A 19,457-nucleotide genomic window follows, 5' to 3' on the forward strand; every position below is an offset into this window, starting at 1 on the left:
ACTTGCTCCCACATTTTGTATCTGCTGCTTTTACTCCAAGGCTTTCCAGATCTCGGTCGCATACTCCCGGATGGTCCGATCCGAGGAGAACCAGCCGGTACGCGCCGTATTGAGCACCGCCGAGCGCCACCACTCCTTGGAGTCATGCCAATGCGCTTCGACCCGCACCTGGGCGTCCCAATAAGAATCGAAGTCTGCACAGACCAGAAAGCGGTCGTAGTCGATCAACGAATCGATCAGCCCGACATAGCGACCGGGGTCGTCCGGTGAGAACACCCCGCCACGAATCGCCTGCAGCACGTCGTTCAAACGGTGGGACGCGGCAATCTCGGGGCCCGCACTGAACTCGCCAGCCTGTTTACGCGCTTCCACCTCCTGGGCGCTGAGGCCGAAGATAAACATGTGCTCGCCGCCAATGCGCTCGTGCATCTCGACATTCGCGCCATCCATGGTCCCGATGGTCAACGCGCCGTTGAGGCCGAACTTCATATTGCTGGTGCCCGACGCCTCGAAACCGGCGGTGGATATCTGCTCCGACAAATCGGCCGCCGGAATGATGTTTTCCGCCAGGCTGACGTTGTAGTTGGGCAGGAACACCACCTTGAGCAAACCACGCACGGTAGGGTCGTTGTTCACGGTGCGGGCGATGTCGTTGGTCAGCTTGATGATCAGCTTGGCCTGGTGATAACTGGCCGCCGCCTTGCCGGCGAAGATTTTCACCCGTGGCACCCAATCGGTCTCGGGCTCGGCGCGAATCGCCTGATACAGGGCGACGGTGTGTAGCAGGTTGAGCAACTGGCGCTTGTATTCGTGAATGCGCTTGACCTGCACATCGAACATCGCCGCCGGGTTGATGGAGATGTCCAGGCGCTGATGAATGATGTCCGCCAGTGCCCGCTTGCTGTGCAGGCGCTGCTCGGCAAAGGCTTTGCGGAAAACCTCCTTCTCGGCAAAGGTTTCCAACTCCACCAGGCGCTGCTCCATGTTGTCGAGGATGTCCGGGCCCAGGGCCCCCACCAGCATCGAGGTGAGCTTGGGGTTGGCCTGGAACAACCAGCGGCGGAAGGTGATGCCGTTGGTCTTGTTGTTGATCCGCTGCGGATAAAGCTTGTGCAGTTCGGAGAATACCGTGCTGCGCATCAACTGCGTGTGCAGGCCGGATACCCCGTTGACGCTATGGGAGCCGAGGAATGCCAGATTGCCCATGCGCACGCGACGGCCGTTGTCTTCTTCGATCAGCGACACGGCGCGTAGCACGTCGAAGTCATGGATGCCCTTGGCCCGCAACGAGTCGATGTGCTGGGCGTTGATCAGGTAGATGATCTGCATGTGCCGCGGCAACATGCGCTCCATCAACCCCACCGGCCAGGTTTCCAGGGCTTCGGGGAGCAATGTGTGGTTGGTGTAGGACAGCGTTTCGACGGTGACCTGCCAGGCCGCATCCCAGGCGATGTCGTGCAGGTCCACCAACTGACGCATCAACTCGGCCACCGCGATGGAGGGGTGAGTGTCGTTAAGCTGGATCGCCGCGTGCTCACCCAGGCTCAGCACCGAGCCGTGCATGTTTTTGTGGCGACGCAGCAAGTCCTGCAGCGAGGCGGAGACGAAGAAGTATTCCTGGCGCAGGCGCAATTCCTGCCCCGCTTCAGTGCTGTCGGCCGGGTAAAGCACCCGCGAGATGCTTTCCGCGCGCGCCACTTCAGCGACGGCGCCCAAATGGTCACCGGCATTGAAACGTTCCAGGTGCAGATCTTCCACCGCCCGCGCACGCCATAAACGCAGCGTGTTAACGCTGGCGCCACGCCAGCCGACCACCGGGGTGTCGTAGGCTACGGCGCGCACGGTTTCACCCGGCGACCAGACCTGGATCGACTTGCCGGACGCGTCCAGTACGGTCTCGACACTGCCACCAAAGCCGATCGGGTAGATCACCTCGGCCCGCTCGAACTCCCAAGGGTTACCGAAATCCAGCCAGCGCTCGGTCTGCTCCTGCTGCCAACCATCGACAATCGCCTGGCGAAACAGGCCATGTTCATAACGAATGCCATAACCATGGCCGGCGATGCCCAGGGTCGACATACTTTCCATGAAGCACGCCGCCAGGCGACCCAGGCCACCGTTGCCGAGGGCCGCATCGGGCTCCAGCAGGCGAATCCGCTCCAGGTCCACACCCAACTCACCCAGGGCTTCGCGCGCCACCTCCAGCAAGCCGAGGTTGCTCAGGCTGTCAAACAACAGGCGGCCGATCAGAAATTCCAGCGAGAGGTAATAGACCCGCTTCTGCCCACGACGATAAATGCGCCGGGTATGGTCCATCCAGTCATCGACCATGTGATCGCGCGCCGCCAGGGCGATGGCTTCGAACCAGTCGTGATCGAACGCGTGATCAGGGTCTTTGCCCACGGCATAAGTGAGCTTGGTCAAGACGGCATCGCGAAACGCTGCCACCTCTGCTTCTCGTACAAGCGGTTCCTGAGTCATCGGTGTGACCTCGAGCGAGATAGAAGAAGGGAATCCTAGAGCCTAGTCGGTCTGACAAACCTCAAGGCTGACGGTTCGGCAGTTTTTTCACTCATTCACCTGTGGGGGAGTTTGATGCAGGGGCCGTGCCCGATCACCCTTTGGGCTGAAACCTGCAAAATATTGTTCAAAAAACCACCAATCCCGGTATGATCCCGCGCCCGGACAACGCCCCCCTTGGAAACCTGATGAAGCCTCAATTGATCGCCGCCGCGGAACTCGACCGTCTCGAAACGTGGCAGAAATACTCCAGCCACATGTGCGGCGGCTGCGTGTCCAGCTGCTGCACCTTGCCGGTTGAGGTGAAGATCAAGGATTTGATCCGCATTGGCATCGTCGATGAGTTCGAGCGCGGCGATCCGCCGAAGAACATCGCCAAGCGTTTGCAGAAGGAAGGCATCGTCGAGCGTTACAACCAAAAATCCGAGATTTTCACCTTGCAGCGCATGAGCAACAACGACTGCCTGTATCTGGATCGTAAGAGCCGTTTCTGCACTATTTATGACAAGCGCCCGGATACCTGCCGCAATCACCCGAAGATCGGACCACGGCCAGGGTATTGCGCCTACAAGCCGAAAGAAGTAGTGCGCGAGACCAAGTTCAAGACCCTCGACAAATTCTGATCCAACGCCGAACACCTGTGGCGAGCGGGCTTGCCCCGCGCTGGGCTGCGTAGCAGGCCCAATAGGCTCAGCGCGTTCGTTCAGGTAAAACTCTTTGCCTGGTTTCAGGGCCGCTTCGCAGCTCAGCGCGGGGCAAGCCCGCTCGCCACAACAGCCCGTTTGCCACACCAGTCTGCTCACAACAAGAGCCGGCCCAGCACATTCTGCAGGCATAAAAAAACGCCCCCGGCCTTTCGACCGGGGGCGTTTTTATTCAGCCTGGGCTAACTCAGTTCTTGGCTTTCTTGGCAGCGCGGGTACGCTCGCCTTCGTCCAGGACCTTCTTACGCAGGCGGATCGACTTAGGCGTGACTTCGCACAGCTCGTCGTCCTGGATGAATTCCAGGGCCTGTTCCAGAGTGAAGCGAACAGGTGGAACCAGAGCGATGGTTTCGTCTTTGCCCGAAGCACGCATGTTGTCGAGCTTCTTGCCTTTGGTTGGGTTGACGCCCATGTCGGTGTCACGGCTGTTCAGACCAACGATCTGACCGTTGTAGATCTCTTGACCGTGCTCAACGAACAGCTTGCCACGCGCCTGGAGGGTTTCCAGGGAGTAGGTCAGCGCCTTGCCGGTTTCTACCGATACCAGAACACCGTTCTGACGGCCGGACATTTGGCCGGACTTCATGGTGTCGTAGCGATCGAAGATCGAGGTCAGGATGCCAGCACCGTTGGTCAGGGTCAGGAACTGGTTACGGAAACCGATCAGACCACGAGCAGGGATGTTGTATTCCAGACGAACACGGCCCTTGCCATCCGGTACCATGTTGGTCAGGTCACCCTTACGCAGGCCGATCTCTTCCATGACCTTGCCCTGGGATTCCTCAGGGGTGTCGATGGTGACGTTTTCGAACGGTTCCTGCTTGTTGCCGTCGACCACGCGGATGATCACTTCCGGACGACCAACACCCATTTCGAAGCCTTCGCGACGCATGGTTTCGATCAGTACCGAGAGGTGCAGCTCACCACGGCCGGAAACCTTGAACTTGTCAGCCGAGTCGCCTTCTTCAACGCGCAGTGCAACGTTGTACAGCAGCTCTTTGTCCAGACGTTCCTTGATGTTACGGGACGTCACGAACTTGCCTTCTTTACCGCAGAAAGGCGAGTCGTTTACCTGGAAGGTCATGGAAACGGTTGGCTCGTCAACGGTCAACGGCTTCATCGCTTCGACCGTGTCCGGGTGGCACAGGGTGTCGGAGATGAACAGCGAATCCATGCCGCTGATGCAAACGATGTCGCCTGCCGCAGCTTCTTCAACGTCGATGCGGTGCAGACCGTGGTGACCCATCAGCTTCAGGATACGGCCATTACGCTTCTTGCCGGTGGCGTCGATAGCGACAACCGGAGTGTTCGGCTTGACGCGACCACGAGCGATACGGCCAACACCGATAACACCCAGGAAGCTGTTGTAGTCCAGAGCGGAAATCTGCATCTGGAACGGACCGTCACGGTCAACAGCCGGCGCCGGTACGTTGTCGACGATCGACTGGTACAGCGGGGTCATGTCTTCAGCCATGTCGGTGTGGTCCAGACCGGCAATGCCGTTCAGGGCCGAGGCGTAGACGACTTTGAAGTCCAGCTGTTCTTCGGTGGCACCGAGGTTGTCGAACAGGTCGAAGATCTGGTCCAGAACCCAGTCCGGACGCGCGCCTGGACGGTCGACCTTGTTGATCACCACGATTGGACGCAGGCCGGCTTCGAACGCCTTCTTGGTCACGAAACGGGTTTGCGGCATAGGGCCGTCTTGAGCGTCAACCAGCAGCAGAACGGAGTCAACCATCGACATTACACGTTCAACTTCGCCGCCGAAGTCGGCGTGGCCCGGGGTGTCCACGATGTTGATGTGGTAGCCGTTCCAGTTGATGGCGGTGTTTTTCGCCAGAATGGTAATACCGCGCTCTTTCTCCTGGTCGTTGGAGTCCATCACGCGCTCGTCGTTGAGCTCGTTGCGCTCCAGGGTGCCGGATTGACGCAAGAGTTTGTCTACCAGGGTGGTTTTACCGTGGTCAACGTGGGCAATGATGGCGATGTTACGTAGATTTTCGATCACTTGTGTATCTCGATCAGAGGATTCGGTGTGCTGACAGGTCGTGGCAGCGATTAACAGTAGAGTCAGGCCTTGCCGTTACAGCTTGACGGCAGAGTCGGGGGGGCCGGTGACGCAGGCCACAGGCAAACAGCCCCGGGCTCTTAGCTCGGTCGATAAACGCGCACATTGGCATGTCCCTCACTGAGCAAATGGTGGGCATGCAGGCGACTCATCACGCCTTTGTCGCAATACAACAGGTACTGACGGCTGTCATCCAGTTCCTTGAAACGTGCGTTCAATGCATAGAACGGCAACGTTTGTACGTCGATCCCAGTGATGGCCAGCGGCTCATCTTCAGCGGCATCCGGGTGACGGATGTCGATGACGATTTGGCCGGCCAGTGCCTCACTGACTTCTTCGATCTGCAAATCCTGGCCCAGTTCGTCGATCACGCGATCGATTGGCACCAGCTTGGCGTTCTCGAGCGCACGCTCCAGAATCGCCATGTCGAATTGTTGCTCTTCGTACTCCACGCGGTGACGCTTGGCATGGGTCTTGGGGTTCACCGAGATGACCCCGCAGTACTCAGGCATGTGCTTGGCGAAGTCGGCGGTACCAATCTCGTTCGCCAGGTCGATGATGTCCTGCTTGTGACTGGCAATCAGCGGGCGCAACACCAGCTTCTCGGTCACACAGTCGATCAACGACAGGTTCGGCAGTGTCTGGCTGGACACCTGAGAGATCGCTTCGCCGGTAACCAGCGCCTCGATCTGTAGCCGATCAGCAATCCGGGACGCAGCGCGCAACATCATACGCTTCAATACTACGCCCATATGACTGTTATCGACTTTGCCGAGAATTTCTCCCAGGACTTCCTCGAACGGCACGCTGACAAACAACACACGCTGGGAGCTGCCGTATTTCTTCCAGATATAGTGCGCGACTTCCATCACGCCTAATTCGTGTGCACGCCCGCCCAGGTTAAAGAAGCAGAAGTGGCTCATCAGCCCGCGGCGCATGATCTGGTAGGCCGCCACCGTGGAATCGAAACCGCCGGACATGAGTACCAGGGTCTGTTCCAGGGCTCCCAGCGGGTAGCCACCGATGCTGTTGTGCTGGCTGTGGATCACAAACAACCGTTGGTCGCGAATTTCCATGCGCACTTCAATTTGCGGTGCTTTCAGGGAAATTCCGGCTGCACCGCATTCGCGACGCAGCTTGCTGCCGACGTATTTTTCGACGTCCATGGAGCTGAACGGGTGCTTGCCGGCGCGCTTGCAACGCACGGAGAAAATCTTCCCTGCGAGCGTACCACCGAAGTGCTGCTTGCACTTTTCGGTGATGTCGTCGAAGTCGCCCAACGGGTACTCATCAACCTGCAGAAAGTGCGCGATGCCCGGCATGCAGCTCAGGCGTTCGGTCAGCTCCTTCAGGGCTTTGGGGTCGGTCACGCGGGTTTCCAGCTCGAGATTGTCCCACACGCCGTTCACCACCACAGCCGGGTCCAGATCGCGGAGCACGGCACGGATGTTCTTGGCCAATTGACGGATGAAACGCATCCGTACCGGTCGGCTCTTGATGGTGATCTCAGGGAAGACTTTAACGATTAATTTCATGGAAACAGCGCGCGCAGGGCCAGCCGAAAAAGGGGGGCGCGGATTATAGCGGAAATCGCTCAAGGTTTAACCAGTTAATATACAAACGGCACGAGTCGCACCAAAACAGTGCGTCAGCGTACTTTTGCGCTACATTGCGGTGCGCTATTTATGCGGTTTTAACGGGCTGCACCTTTATAGGGGCCATTTTGAGGCAAAAAGGCCATGTTGGCGCACTGGCATGCAATTTGCTCCCTTGTGAGGCAGGTTGCCATGGCGGACTATCCGCGCCGGCATCACCCACATTCCAAGGGCTAACTCCACTACCCAGCCCGAAGCCACCCGGAGGACACTATGTCGAAGTCGGTTCAACTCATCAAAGATCATGACGTTAAATGGATTGATCTGCGCTTCACGGACACCAAAGGCACTCAGCACCACGTGACCATGCCGGCTCGCGACGCGCTGGATGAGGCCTTCTTCGAAGAAGGTAAAATGTTCGACGGTTCCTCCATCGCTGGCTGGAAAGGCATCGAAGCTTCCGACATGATCCTGATGCCGGACGACACCACCGCCGTACTCGACCCATTCACCGAAGAGCCGACCCTGATTCTGGTCTGCGACGTGATCGAGCCGTCGACCATGCAAGGCTACGACCGCGACCCACGTGCAATCGCCAAGCGTGCCGAGGAATACCTGAAGTCCACCGGTATCGGCGACACCGTATTCGTAGGGCCAGAGCCTGAGTTCTTCATCTTCGACGAAGTGAAGTTCAAGTCCGACATCTCCGGCTCGATGTTCAAAATCTTCTCCGAACAAGGTTCGTGGATGTCCGACCAGGACGTGGAAGGCGGCAACAAAGGCCACCGTCCAGGCGTCAAAGGCGGCTACTTCCCGGTGCCTCCGTTCGACCACGACCATGAAATCCGTACCTCCATGTGCAACGCCATGGAAGAAATGGGCCTGGTCATCGAAGTTCACCACCACGAAGTGGCGACTGCCGGTCAGAACGAAATCGGTGTGAAGTTCAACACCCTGGTAGCCAAGGCTGACGAAGTACAGACCTTGAAGTACTGCGTACATAACGTGGCTGATGCCTACGGCCGTACCGCCACCTTCATGCCTAAGCCACTGTACGGCGATAACGGTTCGGGTATGCACGTTCACCTGTCCATCGCCAAAGAAGGCAAAAACACCTTCGCTGGCGAAGGTTATGCCGGCCTGTCCGACACTGCCCTGTACTTCATCGGCGGTATCATCAAGCACGGTAAGGCTCTGAACGGCTTCACCAACCCGTCGACCAACTCCTACAAGCGTCTGGTCCCAGGTTTCGAAGCGCCGGTAATGCTGGCCTACTCGGCTCGTAACCGTTCCGCCTCGATCCGTATTCCTTACGTGACCAGCCCGCGCGCGCGCCGTATCGAAGCCCGTTTCCCGGATCCAGCAGCCAACCCATACCTGGGCTTCGCTGCACTGTTGATGGCTGGCCTGGACGGTATCCAGAACAAGATCCACCCAGGCGACGCTGCCGACAAGAACTTGTACGACTTGCCGCCTGAAGAGGCCAAGGAAATTCCACAAGTGTGCGGCAGCCTGAAAGAAGCCCTGGAAGAGCTGGACAAGGGCCGTGCGTTCCTGACCAAAGGCGGCGTGTTCAGCGACGACTTTATCGATGCCTACATCGCCCTGAAAAGCGAAGAAGAAATCAAGGTCCGCACCTTCGTACACCCACTGGAATACGAGCTGTACTACAGCTGCTGATCCGGTAGCGCTGCTTGATGCAGCGTGACGAAAAAAGGCCTCCTTGTGGAGGTCTTTTTTTTGCGCTGGGTCTACCCCGCTTGCAGACAACCGCGAAAGATAAGGTAGCCTCTGACTGACGCCATTCCAGACCTGCTCCCACAAGGAGATCTCCATTGAAATATAGATTTGCAATCGCCCTGTTGTTTATCAGCGCCAGTGCCAGCGCCGCGCCGCCAGCCCTTGAGCCGCTGCTCAAGAGCATCGCAGAACGCCTGGCCATTGCCGATCAGGTGGCCCTGAGCAAATGGGACAGCCACAAACCCGTGGAAGACAAGAAACGCGAGCAAGAGGTAATCGCCAACGTCACCGCCCAGGCATCAAGTTACAAACTCGACCCTGCCGCCGCCGAGCAGTTTTTCTCGGCACAAATCGAGGCGAACAAACTGGTGCAGTACACCCACCTCTCCGACTGGCAGCTCCAAGGCAAGGCGCCCGACGACCCGCGCCCGGACTTAGTGAAGCAGATTCGCCCGCAACTGGACCTGCTGCAAAAGCGCCTGCTGCAGCAATTGGCCGATTTTTCCCCCCAGCGCACCGACCCCGACTGCCCGCGATGGCTGGCCCAGGCGGCGCATGCGCCGCTCAATGATCCATTGCGCCAACTTGCGATGATCCGCGCCACCGCCGAATTGTGTACGCGGCCTACTTGATTTGAAGCATCGCCCTGCATCCTGCGCCTATCGGTAGACATAGCCTGAAAAAACTCATTTACCGATCAGGATGGAACCATGGACACCCTCAAATGCTTGATTGCAACGGCTCTGGGATTGTCGTTGCTTGGCTGCGGCATCCAGCCAAAGAATGCGGCATCCATCGAGAAGGAGGTCCTGCTTGAACGCAGCGAGTCGTGGGATGGTGCGCCCTACAAAGCCTACCCTTCCGGCCCGCCGCGGCTCACGTTGATACGCCTCAAGATCCCTGCGCACACTCAGTTGCCATGGCACACCCACCCGATGCCGAACGCCGCTTACATCGTATCGGGAGAGCTGACTGTTGAAACCCGCAAGAACGGGATGACTCGCACCTTGAGGCAAGGGCAAACCCTGGCCGAGATGGTGGGCACCGAACATCGCGGCATCACCGCAGAGACACCGGTTGAGCTCCTGATATTTTACGCGGGCAGTATTGGCATGCCGCTGTCCGAACAACGCTGATACAGCGCCTATCGCGGATCGTTTCCACCACGCATTAAAAACGATCCGCTCATCCCTTCCTGAACACTCGTCACGAAAACGCACTATATTGGTGCGCTAGACCGCACCTTTCCCACCGTCCCAATCCATTTTGGTTCGAGATATCCCGAAAAAGCTGGCTTTACGCCATAGTTTCGCGCTTCAAGCGCCTATTTCAGGGTTTTTACGCTTCTTTTCGGAGCCTTGGTTTGGTTTTTGCATTTTCCTGGTATCAGCGCGCGCCTCAAGCCCGCGCCCTGCTCCAAAAGAGGTCCTAATGACCATCAGCGACGCACTGCACCGTTTGCTACTCGACAACCTGACCACTGCGACCATCTTGCTCAATGACGAATTACGCCTTGAGTACATGAACCCGGCGGCAGAAATGCTCCTGGCCATCAGTGGCCAGCGCAGTCACGGGCAATTCATCAGCGAACTGTTCACCGAGTCCGCCGAGGCATTGAGTTCGTTGCGCCAGGCTGTGGAGCAGGCACATCCCTTCACCAAGCGCGAAGCGTTGCTCACCGCCCTCACCGGCCAGACCTTGACTGTCGACTATGCCGTCACACCGATCCTGAGCAAGGGCACGACCCTGCTGTTGCTGGAAGTCCACCCGCGTGACCGCTTGCTGCGGATCACCAAGGAGGAAGCGCAACTGTCCAAGCAGGAAACCAGCAAGATGCTGGTGCGCGGCCTCGCCCATGAGATCAAAAACCCGCTGGGCGGGATTCGCGGCGCCGCGCAGTTGCTCGCGCGCGAACTGCCCGACGAGCACCTCAAGGACTACACCAACGTCATCATTGAGGAAGCCGACCGCCTGCGTAACCTGGTGGACCGCATGCTCGGCTCCAACAAGCTGCCTTCACTGGCGCTGACCAATGTGCACGAGGTACTGGAGCGCGTCTGCCAACTGGTGGAGGCCGAAAGCCAGGGCTGTATCACCTTGGTGCGTGACTACGACCCGAGCATTCCCGATGTATTGATCGATCGCGAGCAGATGATCCAAGCGGTGCTCAATATAGTGCGCAACGCCATGCAAGCCATCAGCAGCCAGAACGAGCTGCGCCTGGGCCGCATCAGTCTGCGCACCCGCGCCCTGCGTCAGTTCACTATCGGCCACGTGCGCCATCGCCTGGTCGCCAAGGTCGAGATCATCGACAACGGTCCGGGCATTCCCGCCGACCTTCAGGAAACCATTTTCTTTCCGATGGTCAGCGGCCGCCCGGACGGTACCGGGCTAGGCCTGGCCATTACCCAGAACATCATCAGCCAGCACCAGGGTTTGATCGAATGTGAAAGCCATCCCGGCCACACGATTTTTTCGATCTTTCTGCCACTGGAACAAGGAGCCCCATCGACATGAGCCGTAGTGAAACTGTGTGGATCGTCGATGACGACCGTTCTATCCGCTGGGTCCTGGAGAAAGCCTTGCAACAGGAAGGCATGACCACCCAGAGCTTCGACAGCGCCGACGGCGTGATGAGCCGTCTCGCGCGCCAGCAGCCAGACGTAATCATCTCCGACATTCGCATGCCCGGTGCCAGCGGCCTGGACTTGCTGGCGCGCATTCGCGAACAACACCCGCGCTTGCCGGTGATCATCATGACCGCGCACTCGGACCTGGACAGCGCTGTCGCGTCCTATCAAGGCGGCGCGTTTGAATACTTGCCCAAGCCGTTCGACGTCGATGAAGCGGTCGCGCTGGTCAAGCGCGCCAACCAGCACGCCCAGGAACAGCAAGGCCACGACGTGGTGCCGACACTGACCCGCACCCCGGAAATCATCGGCGAAGCGCCGGCGATGCAGGAAGTGTTTCGCGCCATCGGGCGCTTGAGCCACTCCAATATCACCGTGCTGATCAACGGTGAGTCCGGCACCGGCAAAGAACTGGTGGCCCACGCCCTGCACCGCCACAGTCCACGGGCGGTCGCGCCGTTCATCGCGCTGAACATGGCGGCCATCCCGAAGGATTTGATGGAGTCCGAACTGTTCGGCCATGAAAAAGGCGCGTTCACCGGCGCCGCCAACCTGCGCCGTGGCCGTTTCGAGCAGGCAGACGGCGGCACGCTGTTTCTCGATGAGATCGGCGACATGCCGGCGGACACCCAGACCCGACTGTTGCGGGTTTTGGCGGATGGCGAATTCTATCGCGTGGGCGGCCACACGCCGGTCAAGGTCGATGTGCGGATCATTGCCGCGACTCACCAGAATCTGGAAACCCTGGTTCACGCCGGAAAATTCCGCGAGGATCTGTTTCACCGCCTGAATGTGATCCGCATCCACATCCCACGGATGTCGGACCGTCGTGAAGACATTCCGACCCTGGCCCGACACTTCCTCAGTCGCGCCGCTCAGGAGCTGGCTGTCGAGCCAAAACTGCTGAAGACGGAAACCGAGGAATACCTCAAGAACCTGCCGTGGCCGGGCAACGTGCGCCAGCTGGAAAACACCTGCCGCTGGATCACGGTGATGGCTTCCGGGCGTGAAGTGCATATCAGCGACCTGCCGCCCGAGCTTCTGAGCCTGCCGCAGGATTTGGCGCCGGTGACAAACTGGGAGCAGGCCTTGCGCCAATGGGCTGACCAGGCGCTCGCACGCGGTCAATCGAACCTGTTGGACAGCGCCGTGCCGGCCTTCGAACGGATCATGATCGAAACCGCCCTCAAGCACACTGCCGGCCGCCGCCGCGACGCCGCAGTGCTACTGGGCTGGGGCCGCAATACCTTGACGCGCAAGATCAAGGAATTGGGGATGAAGGTCGATGGCGGTGACGACGACGAGAGTGATGAGGGCTGATAACAGCTCTCCAACTCACTGAAGATCCAACTGCGTGCGGGCTTGCCCGCTTGTGTCTTGATCTAGGAATAAACTCTGGGGTGAGAGGGGTGGATGGCAAGCTGCAAGTCCGCGGTGCTCAAAGCACGTGTGGGAGCCGAGCTGCCATCCACCTTTCCACTCTGGCCTACAAGCCCGAACAGTTGGACGAGCAGCCACTCGAAATCACAAGCGTGGGCAAAGCCAGAGCACTCTCACATCTGAGTGTAAGAGGGTTTTGCCATGATTTCCTGGGTCGGTATCGACATCTCAAAATCAAACCTTGTCGTCTGGGTTAAACCACAGAGCGAAGGTTTCGATGTTTCAAACACTTCAGAAGGATTTCTTGAGCTGATTCGACGATTGAGTCAGTTTGAAGTCAGTCTGATTTTGCTGGAGGCCACCGGGGGCTATGAGCGTAATGCCATGGCGGCTCTGCAAGGCGCAAACTTCAAGGTGCTCAGGGTCAATCCTCGCCGAGCCAGATCCTTTGCCGTGGCGATGGGCAAGAATGCGAAGACTGACGCTATTGATGCGGCCGTTCTAGCAGACTTTGCTGAAGTGCTGAATGCCTCAAGCAGCAAGGTTATTTCGCCTGAGCGTGAAGCGCTCCGCGAGCTGGTTCAGCAGCGCGAGCATTTCGTTCAGCAACGAGACGACAATAAGCGCCGTCTTCAGCAAGCCCAGCTACCAGCCGTTATTGCGCTGATCAAAGGCCATATTCACTTCCTGCAAACGCAAATCAGGCAACTTGATAAGGCCATCAATCAGAGCATGCACGAACTGGACGCAGAAAAAGCCCAGCGGCTCATCTCTGTTAAAGGTATCGGTACGGTTGCCACCGCGAGTTTGCTGGTTTATCTGCCCGAACTAGGTGAGCTTGATCGCCGTGAGGTTGCGGCCTTGGCAGGTATCGCGCCCTTGAACGACGACAGCGGTAATCACAGCGGGAAGCGACATATCTATGGAGGCAGAGCCCGTGTCAGACGGGCTCTGTACATGTCCTGCTGGGTTGTAATCCGCCATCAGCCCGACTTCAAGGCACGCTACGAAGGCCTTCGAGAGCGAGGTAAGAGCGCGAAGGTCGCGCTCATCGCCTGCATGCGTGTACTGCTGATTAGGCTCAATGCCATGTTGCGAGATGGCACTGAGTGGCGGTGACGAATGGCATGGTGAAGACAGTTGCTCCCACCTTTGGTTCTTCACCAAGTCCAAGGATCGCGCACCGTTTCAATGCACCCTGAACCGGCATCGCGCACAAACCCCAGGTCACTTTCGAAAAAACTCCACCCGCTGAAAACCCAAAAGCCCCGCACCCCGGGGCTTTTGGCTTTATGAAGAACGTTCTGACACGACTTCGCAATGCTGGCACGCGCCCTGCAATAACCCTGGTACTACCCAGTTTCGGGGACCTTGGTACAGGCAGGCCGAGAATCCCCTCTTTTACACCGAAGCCATCGTGCTTCACGCGGTTTTGGGAGTCCTGGTACAGGCAGGCTGGGAACTCCCTCTTTTATTGCTCCTGGAGATGGATCTCCAACCGCCAACGGTCATCGACCTCGGCGCCTGTCCACTGTCCACGCAACGGTCGCGCCGCTACCACGTTCAGCAGCAAGCCCTTATCGGTCTTGCGCACCCGCCAATTCGCATCCTTGTGGCTGACCTTCAACTGTCCCGCCAACGCTCTACCCTGCGCGTCAAACAGCAGCGCGACGGCGCCGTCGACATGTTCGCCATGGAGCTTGGGTTCGCTGTTGAACCACAGCACCAGGCCGTCCACCGAGGGTTCGATCTGTTGCAGCTCAACCGGATCCGCAGTGGTCAGGCGACCAATCATTAAACCCACCATCAGGCCGACAATCACCAACGAGCTCAAAACCCTCGGTAATAGCTTCGGCCTGGGATCTTCTTCGGGGGTAGAATGCTGCGCATCTTTACCTTCGGAGCCGTGCATGTTTCACGTCATCCTTTTTCAACCAGAAATTCCGCCGAATACCGGCAACGTTATCAGGCTGTGTGCCAACAGTGGCTGCAACCTGCACTTGATCGAGCCGCTGGGTTTCGACATGGATGACAAACGTCTGCGTCGGGCTGGGCTGGACTATCACGAATATGCCACCTTGCAACGCCACGCGGACCTGGCGAGTTGCCTGGAAAGCCTCGGCCACCCGCGGCTGTTTGCGTTCACCACCAAGGGCTCGCGACCGTTTCATGATGCCAGTTTTGTCGAAGGTGACGCCTTTCTCTTCGGTCCGGAAAGCCGAGGCTTGCCGGCCGAGGTGCTGGACGCCCTGCCCGAGGGCCATCGCCTGCGCCTGCCGATGCGCGAAGGGTGCCGCAGCCTCAACCTGTCCAACACGGTCGCCGTCGCCGTCTACGAAGGCTGGCGCCAGCTCGGTTTCAAATAAGGCTGTGTCTGGCTGGAAGTGCAGATCCGCCCTGCGCTTCCTGTAGGAGCGAGCTTGCTCGCGAAAAACCTGAGGACGCTTAGGGGTATCAGATTTTCCGCGTCATCGTTGACGACCTTCGCGAGCAAGCTCGCGCCTACAATGGCGAGGTTACTGAACCGTTGGCGCAGCTTCCTGTTGCATACGCTGCAGCTCTTGCGCATACAAGGCATCGAAGTTCACCGGAGCCAGCATCAGGGCCGGGAACGAGCCACGGGTGACCAGGCTGTCCAGGGTTTCGCGAGCGTACGGGAACAGGATGTTCGGGCAGAACGCACCCAGCGTGTGGCTCATCGACGCTTCGTCCAGGCCCTGGATCAGGAAGATACCGGCCTGTTGCACTTCAGCGATGAACGCCACTTCTTCACCGTTCTTCACGGTAACCGAGAGGGTCAGCACCACTTCGTGGAAATCGCCTTCCAATTGCTTTTGACGGGTGTTCAGGTCCAGACCGACGCTTGGCGTCCACTCCTGACGGAAAATCGCCGGGCTTTTCGGCGCTTCGAACGACAAGTCACGCACATAGATACGCTGCAGGGAAAACTGTGGGCCTTGAGCTTCTGCCGCTTCGGTGTTCTGTTGGTCAGTCATCGTAGAGCCTTCTTGATCTTGGGGTCTTTTAGGGTTTAGGAGTCAGGCGCTGAGCAGCGCGTCCAGTTTACCGGCGCGCTCCAGGGCCAACAGCTCATCGCAGCCGCCGACATGCCGGCTACCGATCCAGATTTGCGGGACCGAGGTACGGCCAGCCTTCTGAGCCATTTCGGCGCGCACCTGAGGCTTGCCATCGACCTTGATTTCTTCAAAGGCAACCTGCTTGCTCTGGAGCAACTGCTTGGCGCGGATGCAATAAGGGCAATAATCGCTGGAATACACGACAACCTGACTCATATCACTTCACCAACGGCAGGTTGTCGGCGCGCCAGCTGGAGATACCACCGGACAGCTTGGCGGCGGTAAAACCGCTTTTCATCATTTCGCGGGCGTGGCCACCGGCGTGCTGGCCCTGGGCGTCGACCAGGATGATGGTCTTGGCCTTGTGCTTCTCCAGTTCGGCGATGCGCGCGATCAGCTTGTCCTGGGGAATGTTCAGCGCACCGACGATATGCCCGGCGGCAAAATCCTTGGCGGGACGAATATCGACGATAACGGCCTGGTCCTTGTTGACCAGCGCAGTCAGCTCGCCGGTACTGAGGCTGCGGCCGCCACGGCTCATTTCATGAGCGATCAGCAGCGCCAGCAGTACGACAAAGGCACCGACCAGCAGATAGTGAGAGGTAGCGAATGCAATCAGGTGATCAACCATCTAGGAGGTTCCAGGGCGTTAAAATGGCGGTAAGTATACACAGCCGTCATGGCCGGCCAACCCCCGTAAAGCGGTGACGGCATCGGAACTTCGCTTTAAACTGCCACTCCCTTTTCAATCGCCTTCCTTTAATACCGCCGCGAGAGGATCTATGACTACGACGCCTAAACCTTTGGTCCTGATGATTCTCGATGGCTTCGGTCACAGTGAAAGCCACGAATCCAACGCCGTGTACTCGGCCAACAAGCCCGTACTGGACCGCCTGACGGCGACCGTGCCCAACGGCCTGATCTCGGGATCCGGCATGGATGTCGGCCTGCCGGACGGTCAAATGGGCAACTCGGAAGTCGGCCACATGAACCTGGGCGCCGGACGAGTGGTGTATCAGGACTTCACGCGCGTGACCAAATCCATTCGCGATGGCGAGTTTTTCGAGAACCCGACCCTCTGCGCAGCGGTGGATAAAGCCGTCGCGGCCGGCAAGGCCGTGCATTTCATGGGCCTGCTGTCCGATGGCGGCGTCCACAGCCATCAGGATCATCTGGTGGCTATGGCCGAACTGGCCTACAAGCGCGGTGCCGAAAAAATCTACCTGCACGCGCTCCTCGACGGCCGCGATACACCGCCGAAAAGCGCGCAATCGTCCATCGAACTGTTGGACGCGAGCTTCACCGCTCTGGGCAAGGGCCGCATCGCCAGCCTGGTGGGGCGTTATTTCGCGATGGACCGCGACAACCGCTGGGACCGCGTGGCCCAGGCCTACAACCTGATTGTCGACGGCAACGCCGAATTCAACGCCGCCACCGCCCAGCAAGGCCTGGAAGCCGCCTACGCCCGTGGCGAGAGCGATGAATTCGTCAAGGCCACCACCATCGGTGAACCGGTGAAAGTCGAAGATGGCGACGCCATGGTGTTCATGAACTTCCGCGCCGACCGCGCTCGCGAGTTGAGCCGTGTGTTCGTTGAAGATGATTTCAACGACTTCGAGCGCGTCCGCCAGCCAAAACTCGCTGGTTTCGTGATGCTGACCCAATACGCCGCCAGCATCCCGGCACCTTCGGCCTTTGCGCCGGGCAGCCTGGAAAACGTGCTGGGGGACTACCTGGCAAAAAACGGCAAGACCCAGTTACGCATTGCCGAAACCGAGAAATACGCCCACGTGACCTTCTTTTTCTCGGGCGGGCGTGAAGAACCGTTCCCCGGTGAAGAACGCATCCTGATCCCGTCGCCGAAAGTCGCCACCTATGACTTGCAGCCGGAGATGAGCGCGCCGGAAGTGACCGACAAGATCGTCGATGCCATTGAAAACCTGCGTTATGACGTGATCGTGGTCAACTACGCCAACGGCGACATGGTCGGCCACAGCGGCAACCTGGAAGCGGCCATCAAAGCCGTCGAATGCCTCGACCTGTGTGTCGGCCGCATCGTCGATGCCCTGGAGAAAGTCGGTGGCGAAGCGCTGATCACCGCCGACCACGGCAACTGCGAACAAATGTCCGACGCATCCACCGGCCAGGCCCACACGGCCCACACCACCGAGCCGGTGCCGTTCATCTATGTCGGCAAGCGCGACTTCAAGGTCCGCGAAGGCGGCGTACTGGCGGACGTGGCGCCGACCATGCTGAAGTTGATGGGCCTGGAAAAACCTGCCGAGATGACTGGCACTTCGATATTGGTTTGATGGCAAAACCGACCGACTAAAGCCTCCGAAACGGCTTTTTATGACGAACGCCTCAAAGCAGTTGGCTTTGAGGCGTTTTTTTTGCGGCGCTTGCCGGGCATACTAGACCGTCCCTTTCCCTGGTGTCGCCCGCCTCTATGCTTCGCGCCTTGATTACCCTTGCTCTTGTCTGCCTGCTCCAACCGGCTTTTGCCGACGAGCGCGCGCAAACCCAACAACAGTTGGACGCTACGCGTCAGGATATTACCGAGCTGAAAAAGCTGCTCGGCAAGCTCCAGAAAGAAAAATCCGGCGTGCAGAAAGATCTGCGCGGCACGGAAACCGAAATGGGCAAGCTGGAGAAGCAGGTCCAGGAGCTGCAAAAAGAACTAAAGAAGAGCGAGTCGGAACTGGAGCGACTCGACGCTGAGAAAAAAAAACTCCAGAGCGCCCGCGTTGAACAGCAACGCCTGATCGCAATCCAGGCGCGCGCCGCGTACCAGAACGGCCGCCAGGAATACCTCAAGCTGCTGCTCAACCAGCAGAACCCGGAAAAATTCGCTCGCACCCTGACGTATTACGACTACCTGAGCACGGCGCGCCTGGAGCAACTTAAAAGCTTCAACGAGACCCTGCGCCAGTTGGCCAATGTCGAACAGGAAATCGCTGACCAGCAGAACCAGTTGCTGGCGCAAAAAAGCAGCCTTGATACCCAGCGCGATGAGCTGGAGAAGGTCCGCAAGGAACGCCAGCAGGCATTGGCCAAGCTCAATAACGATGTGAAAGCCCGTGACACCAAACTCCGGGCCCGTCAACAGGACCAGGCCGACTTGGCCAAGGTTCTGAAAACCATCGAAGAGACCTTGGCGCGCCAGGCTCGCGAAGCTGAACAGGCGCGACAAAAGGCGCTGATTGCCCAGCAGGAAGCCGAAAAAAAGCGTCAGCGTGACGCCGCCACCGACGCCCCGCGTAAACCGGCGCGCACAGCTTCCGGTCCGCTGGTTTCCAGTGCCGGTGAATCTTTCGGCGGACCGTTTGCTTCAGCCCGGGGAAAACTTCCATGGCCAGTTGATGGTCGATTGCTTGCACGTTTTGGTCAGACCCGTGGCGACGACACCCGCACCAAATGGGACGGCGTGATGATCAGCGCCGCCGCCGGCAGCCAGGTGCATGCTGTCCACGGTGGCCGCGTGGTGTTTGCCGACTGGCTACGCGGCGCGGGTTTGTTGGTGATTCTCGACCACGGTAATGGCTATTTGAGCCTTTACGGCCACAATCAAACATTGCTCAAAGCAGCAGGTGATGTTGTAAAAGCCGGTGAATCCATCTCCACTGTCGGTAGCAGTGGTGGCCAGGACACCCCGGCGTTGTACTTCGCTATTCGTCAGCAGGGTCGCCCCAGCGATCCTGCACAATGGTGTCGCGCCCAAGGATAGGCCGCACCTACATTAG

General features: G+C 58.6%; 17 protein-coding genes. 10 read left to right on the plus strand and 7 right to left on the minus strand.

Going from position 1 to position 19,457, the window contains the following annotated elements; all coding sequences use genetic code 11:
• Positions 1-30 precede the first annotated feature (30 nt).
• Entirely contained in the window at positions 31-2,481 is a 2,451-nt protein-coding gene (locus tag BLU75_RS20920; RefSeq protein ID WP_090221549.1) for a glycogen/starch/alpha-glucan phosphorylase, read from the minus strand.
• Between the two features lie 227 nt (positions 2,482-2,708).
• On the opposite strand from BLU75_RS20920, the gene BLU75_RS20925 reads away from it, so the two are divergent.
• Entirely contained in the window at positions 2,709-3,143 is a 435-nt protein-coding gene (locus BLU75_RS20925; RefSeq protein WP_084379887.1) for a YkgJ family cysteine cluster protein, read from the plus strand.
• A gap of 268 nt (positions 3,144-3,411) precedes the next feature.
• Here BLU75_RS20925 and typA read toward each other — a convergent pair whose 3' ends face one another.
• Positions 3,412-5,232, minus strand: coding sequence for a translational GTPase TypA (typA, locus tag BLU75_RS20930; RefSeq protein WP_084379888.1), 1,821 nt, complete (start codon positions 5,230-5,232; stop codon positions 3,412-3,414).
• 140 nt (positions 5,233-5,372) lie between these two features.
• Positions 5,373-6,827, minus strand: coding sequence for a tRNA uracil 4-sulfurtransferase ThiI (gene thiI / locus BLU75_RS20935; protein WP_084379889.1), 1,455 nt, complete (start codon positions 6,825-6,827; stop codon positions 5,373-5,375).
• A gap of 333 nt (positions 6,828-7,160) precedes the next feature.
• Between thiI and glnA the strand changes: the two genes are divergently transcribed.
• The 6 genes from glnA (at position 7,161) to BLU75_RS20970 (ending at position 13,756) form a co-directional block, all read left to right on the plus strand.
• The gene (gene glnA, locus BLU75_RS20945) at positions 7,161-8,567 is read left to right on the plus strand and encodes a glutamate--ammonia ligase (RefSeq protein WP_084379890.1); all 1,407 of its coding nucleotides are present in this window, start codon (positions 7,161-7,163) and stop codon (positions 8,565-8,567) included.
• A gap of 155 nt (positions 8,568-8,722) precedes the next feature.
• On the plus strand, positions 8,723-9,259 hold the full coding sequence (locus tag BLU75_RS20950; protein WP_084379891.1) for a chorismate mutase: 537 nt from the start codon (positions 8,723-8,725) through the stop codon (positions 9,257-9,259).
• Between the two features lie 78 nt (positions 9,260-9,337).
• On the plus strand, positions 9,338-9,763 hold the full coding sequence (locus BLU75_RS20955; protein ID WP_084379892.1) for a cupin domain-containing protein: 426 nt from the start codon (positions 9,338-9,340) through the stop codon (positions 9,761-9,763).
• 295 nt (positions 9,764-10,058) lie between these two features.
• On the plus strand, positions 10,059-11,144 hold the full coding sequence (gene glnL / locus BLU75_RS20960) for a nitrogen regulation protein NR(II) (protein ID WP_084379893.1): 1,086 nt from the start codon (positions 10,059-10,061) through the stop codon (positions 11,142-11,144).
• A complete protein-coding gene (gene ntrC / locus BLU75_RS20965; protein ID WP_084379894.1) occupies positions 11,141-12,577 on the plus strand; it encodes a nitrogen regulation protein NR(I) in 1,437 nt (478 codons plus the stop codon). Before glnL ends, ntrC begins: the two co-directional genes overlap by 4 nt.
• 261 nt (positions 12,578-12,838) lie before the next feature.
• Positions 12,839-13,756, plus strand: coding sequence for an IS110 family transposase (locus BLU75_RS20970; protein ID WP_084381955.1), 918 nt, complete (start codon positions 12,839-12,841; stop codon positions 13,754-13,756).
• Between the two features lie 352 nt (positions 13,757-14,108).
• On the opposite strand, the gene BLU75_RS20980 is transcribed toward BLU75_RS20970, so the two are convergent.
• Complete coding sequence (locus tag BLU75_RS20980; RefSeq protein WP_084381848.1) at positions 14,109-14,549, minus strand: hypothetical protein; 441 nt, start codon at positions 14,547-14,549, stop codon at positions 14,109-14,111.
• Between BLU75_RS20980 and BLU75_RS20985 the strand changes: the two genes are divergently transcribed.
• Positions 14,548-15,003 carry a tRNA (cytidine(34)-2'-O)-methyltransferase gene (locus tag BLU75_RS20985; protein ID WP_084381847.1) on the plus strand — a complete coding sequence of 152 codons (456 nt, stop codon included), beginning with the start codon at positions 14,548-14,550 and terminating at the stop codon, positions 15,001-15,003. The genes BLU75_RS20980 and BLU75_RS20985 overlap by 2 nt on opposite strands.
• Before the next feature lie 150 nt (positions 15,004-15,153).
• Here the strand turns inward: BLU75_RS20985 and secB are convergent, their stop codons facing one another.
• Genes secB through BLU75_RS21005 form a run of 3 tightly spaced genes read right to left on the minus strand, consistent with a single transcriptional unit; the run spans position 15,154 to position 16,345 of the window.
• Positions 15,154-15,633: a protein-export chaperone SecB gene (secB, locus tag BLU75_RS20995; RefSeq protein ID WP_084381845.1), complete on the minus strand. Its 480-nt coding sequence runs from the start codon at positions 15,631-15,633 to the stop codon at positions 15,154-15,156.
• Positions 15,634-15,675: 42 nt separating this feature from the next.
• Positions 15,676-15,930 (minus strand): glutaredoxin 3, encoded by a 255-nt coding sequence (gene grxC / locus BLU75_RS21000; RefSeq protein WP_084381844.1) that lies wholly within the window; start codon positions 15,928-15,930, stop codon positions 15,676-15,678.
• A 1-nt stretch (position 15,931) separates the two neighbouring features.
• Complete coding sequence (locus BLU75_RS21005) at positions 15,932-16,345, minus strand: rhodanese-like domain-containing protein (protein WP_084381843.1); 414 nt, start codon at positions 16,343-16,345, stop codon at positions 15,932-15,934.
• Positions 16,346-16,496: 151 nt separating this feature from the next.
• Here BLU75_RS21005 and gpmI point away from each other — a divergent pair, with 151 nt between their 5' ends.
• Complete coding sequence (gpmI, locus tag BLU75_RS21010; RefSeq protein WP_084381842.1) at positions 16,497-18,026, plus strand: 2,3-bisphosphoglycerate-independent phosphoglycerate mutase; 1,530 nt, start codon at positions 16,497-16,499, stop codon at positions 18,024-18,026.
• Between the two features lie 137 nt (positions 18,027-18,163).
• Positions 18,164-19,441, plus strand: coding sequence for a murein hydrolase activator EnvC family protein (locus BLU75_RS21015; protein ID WP_084381841.1), 1,278 nt, complete (start codon positions 18,164-18,166; stop codon positions 19,439-19,441).
• The last annotated feature ends 16 nt before the right edge of the window (positions 19,442-19,457 follow it).

The sequence above is a fragment of the Pseudomonas mucidolens genome, assembly GCF_900106045.1.
Classification (GTDB): domain Bacteria; phylum Pseudomonadota; class Gammaproteobacteria; order Pseudomonadales; family Pseudomonadaceae; genus Aquipseudomonas; species Aquipseudomonas mucidolens.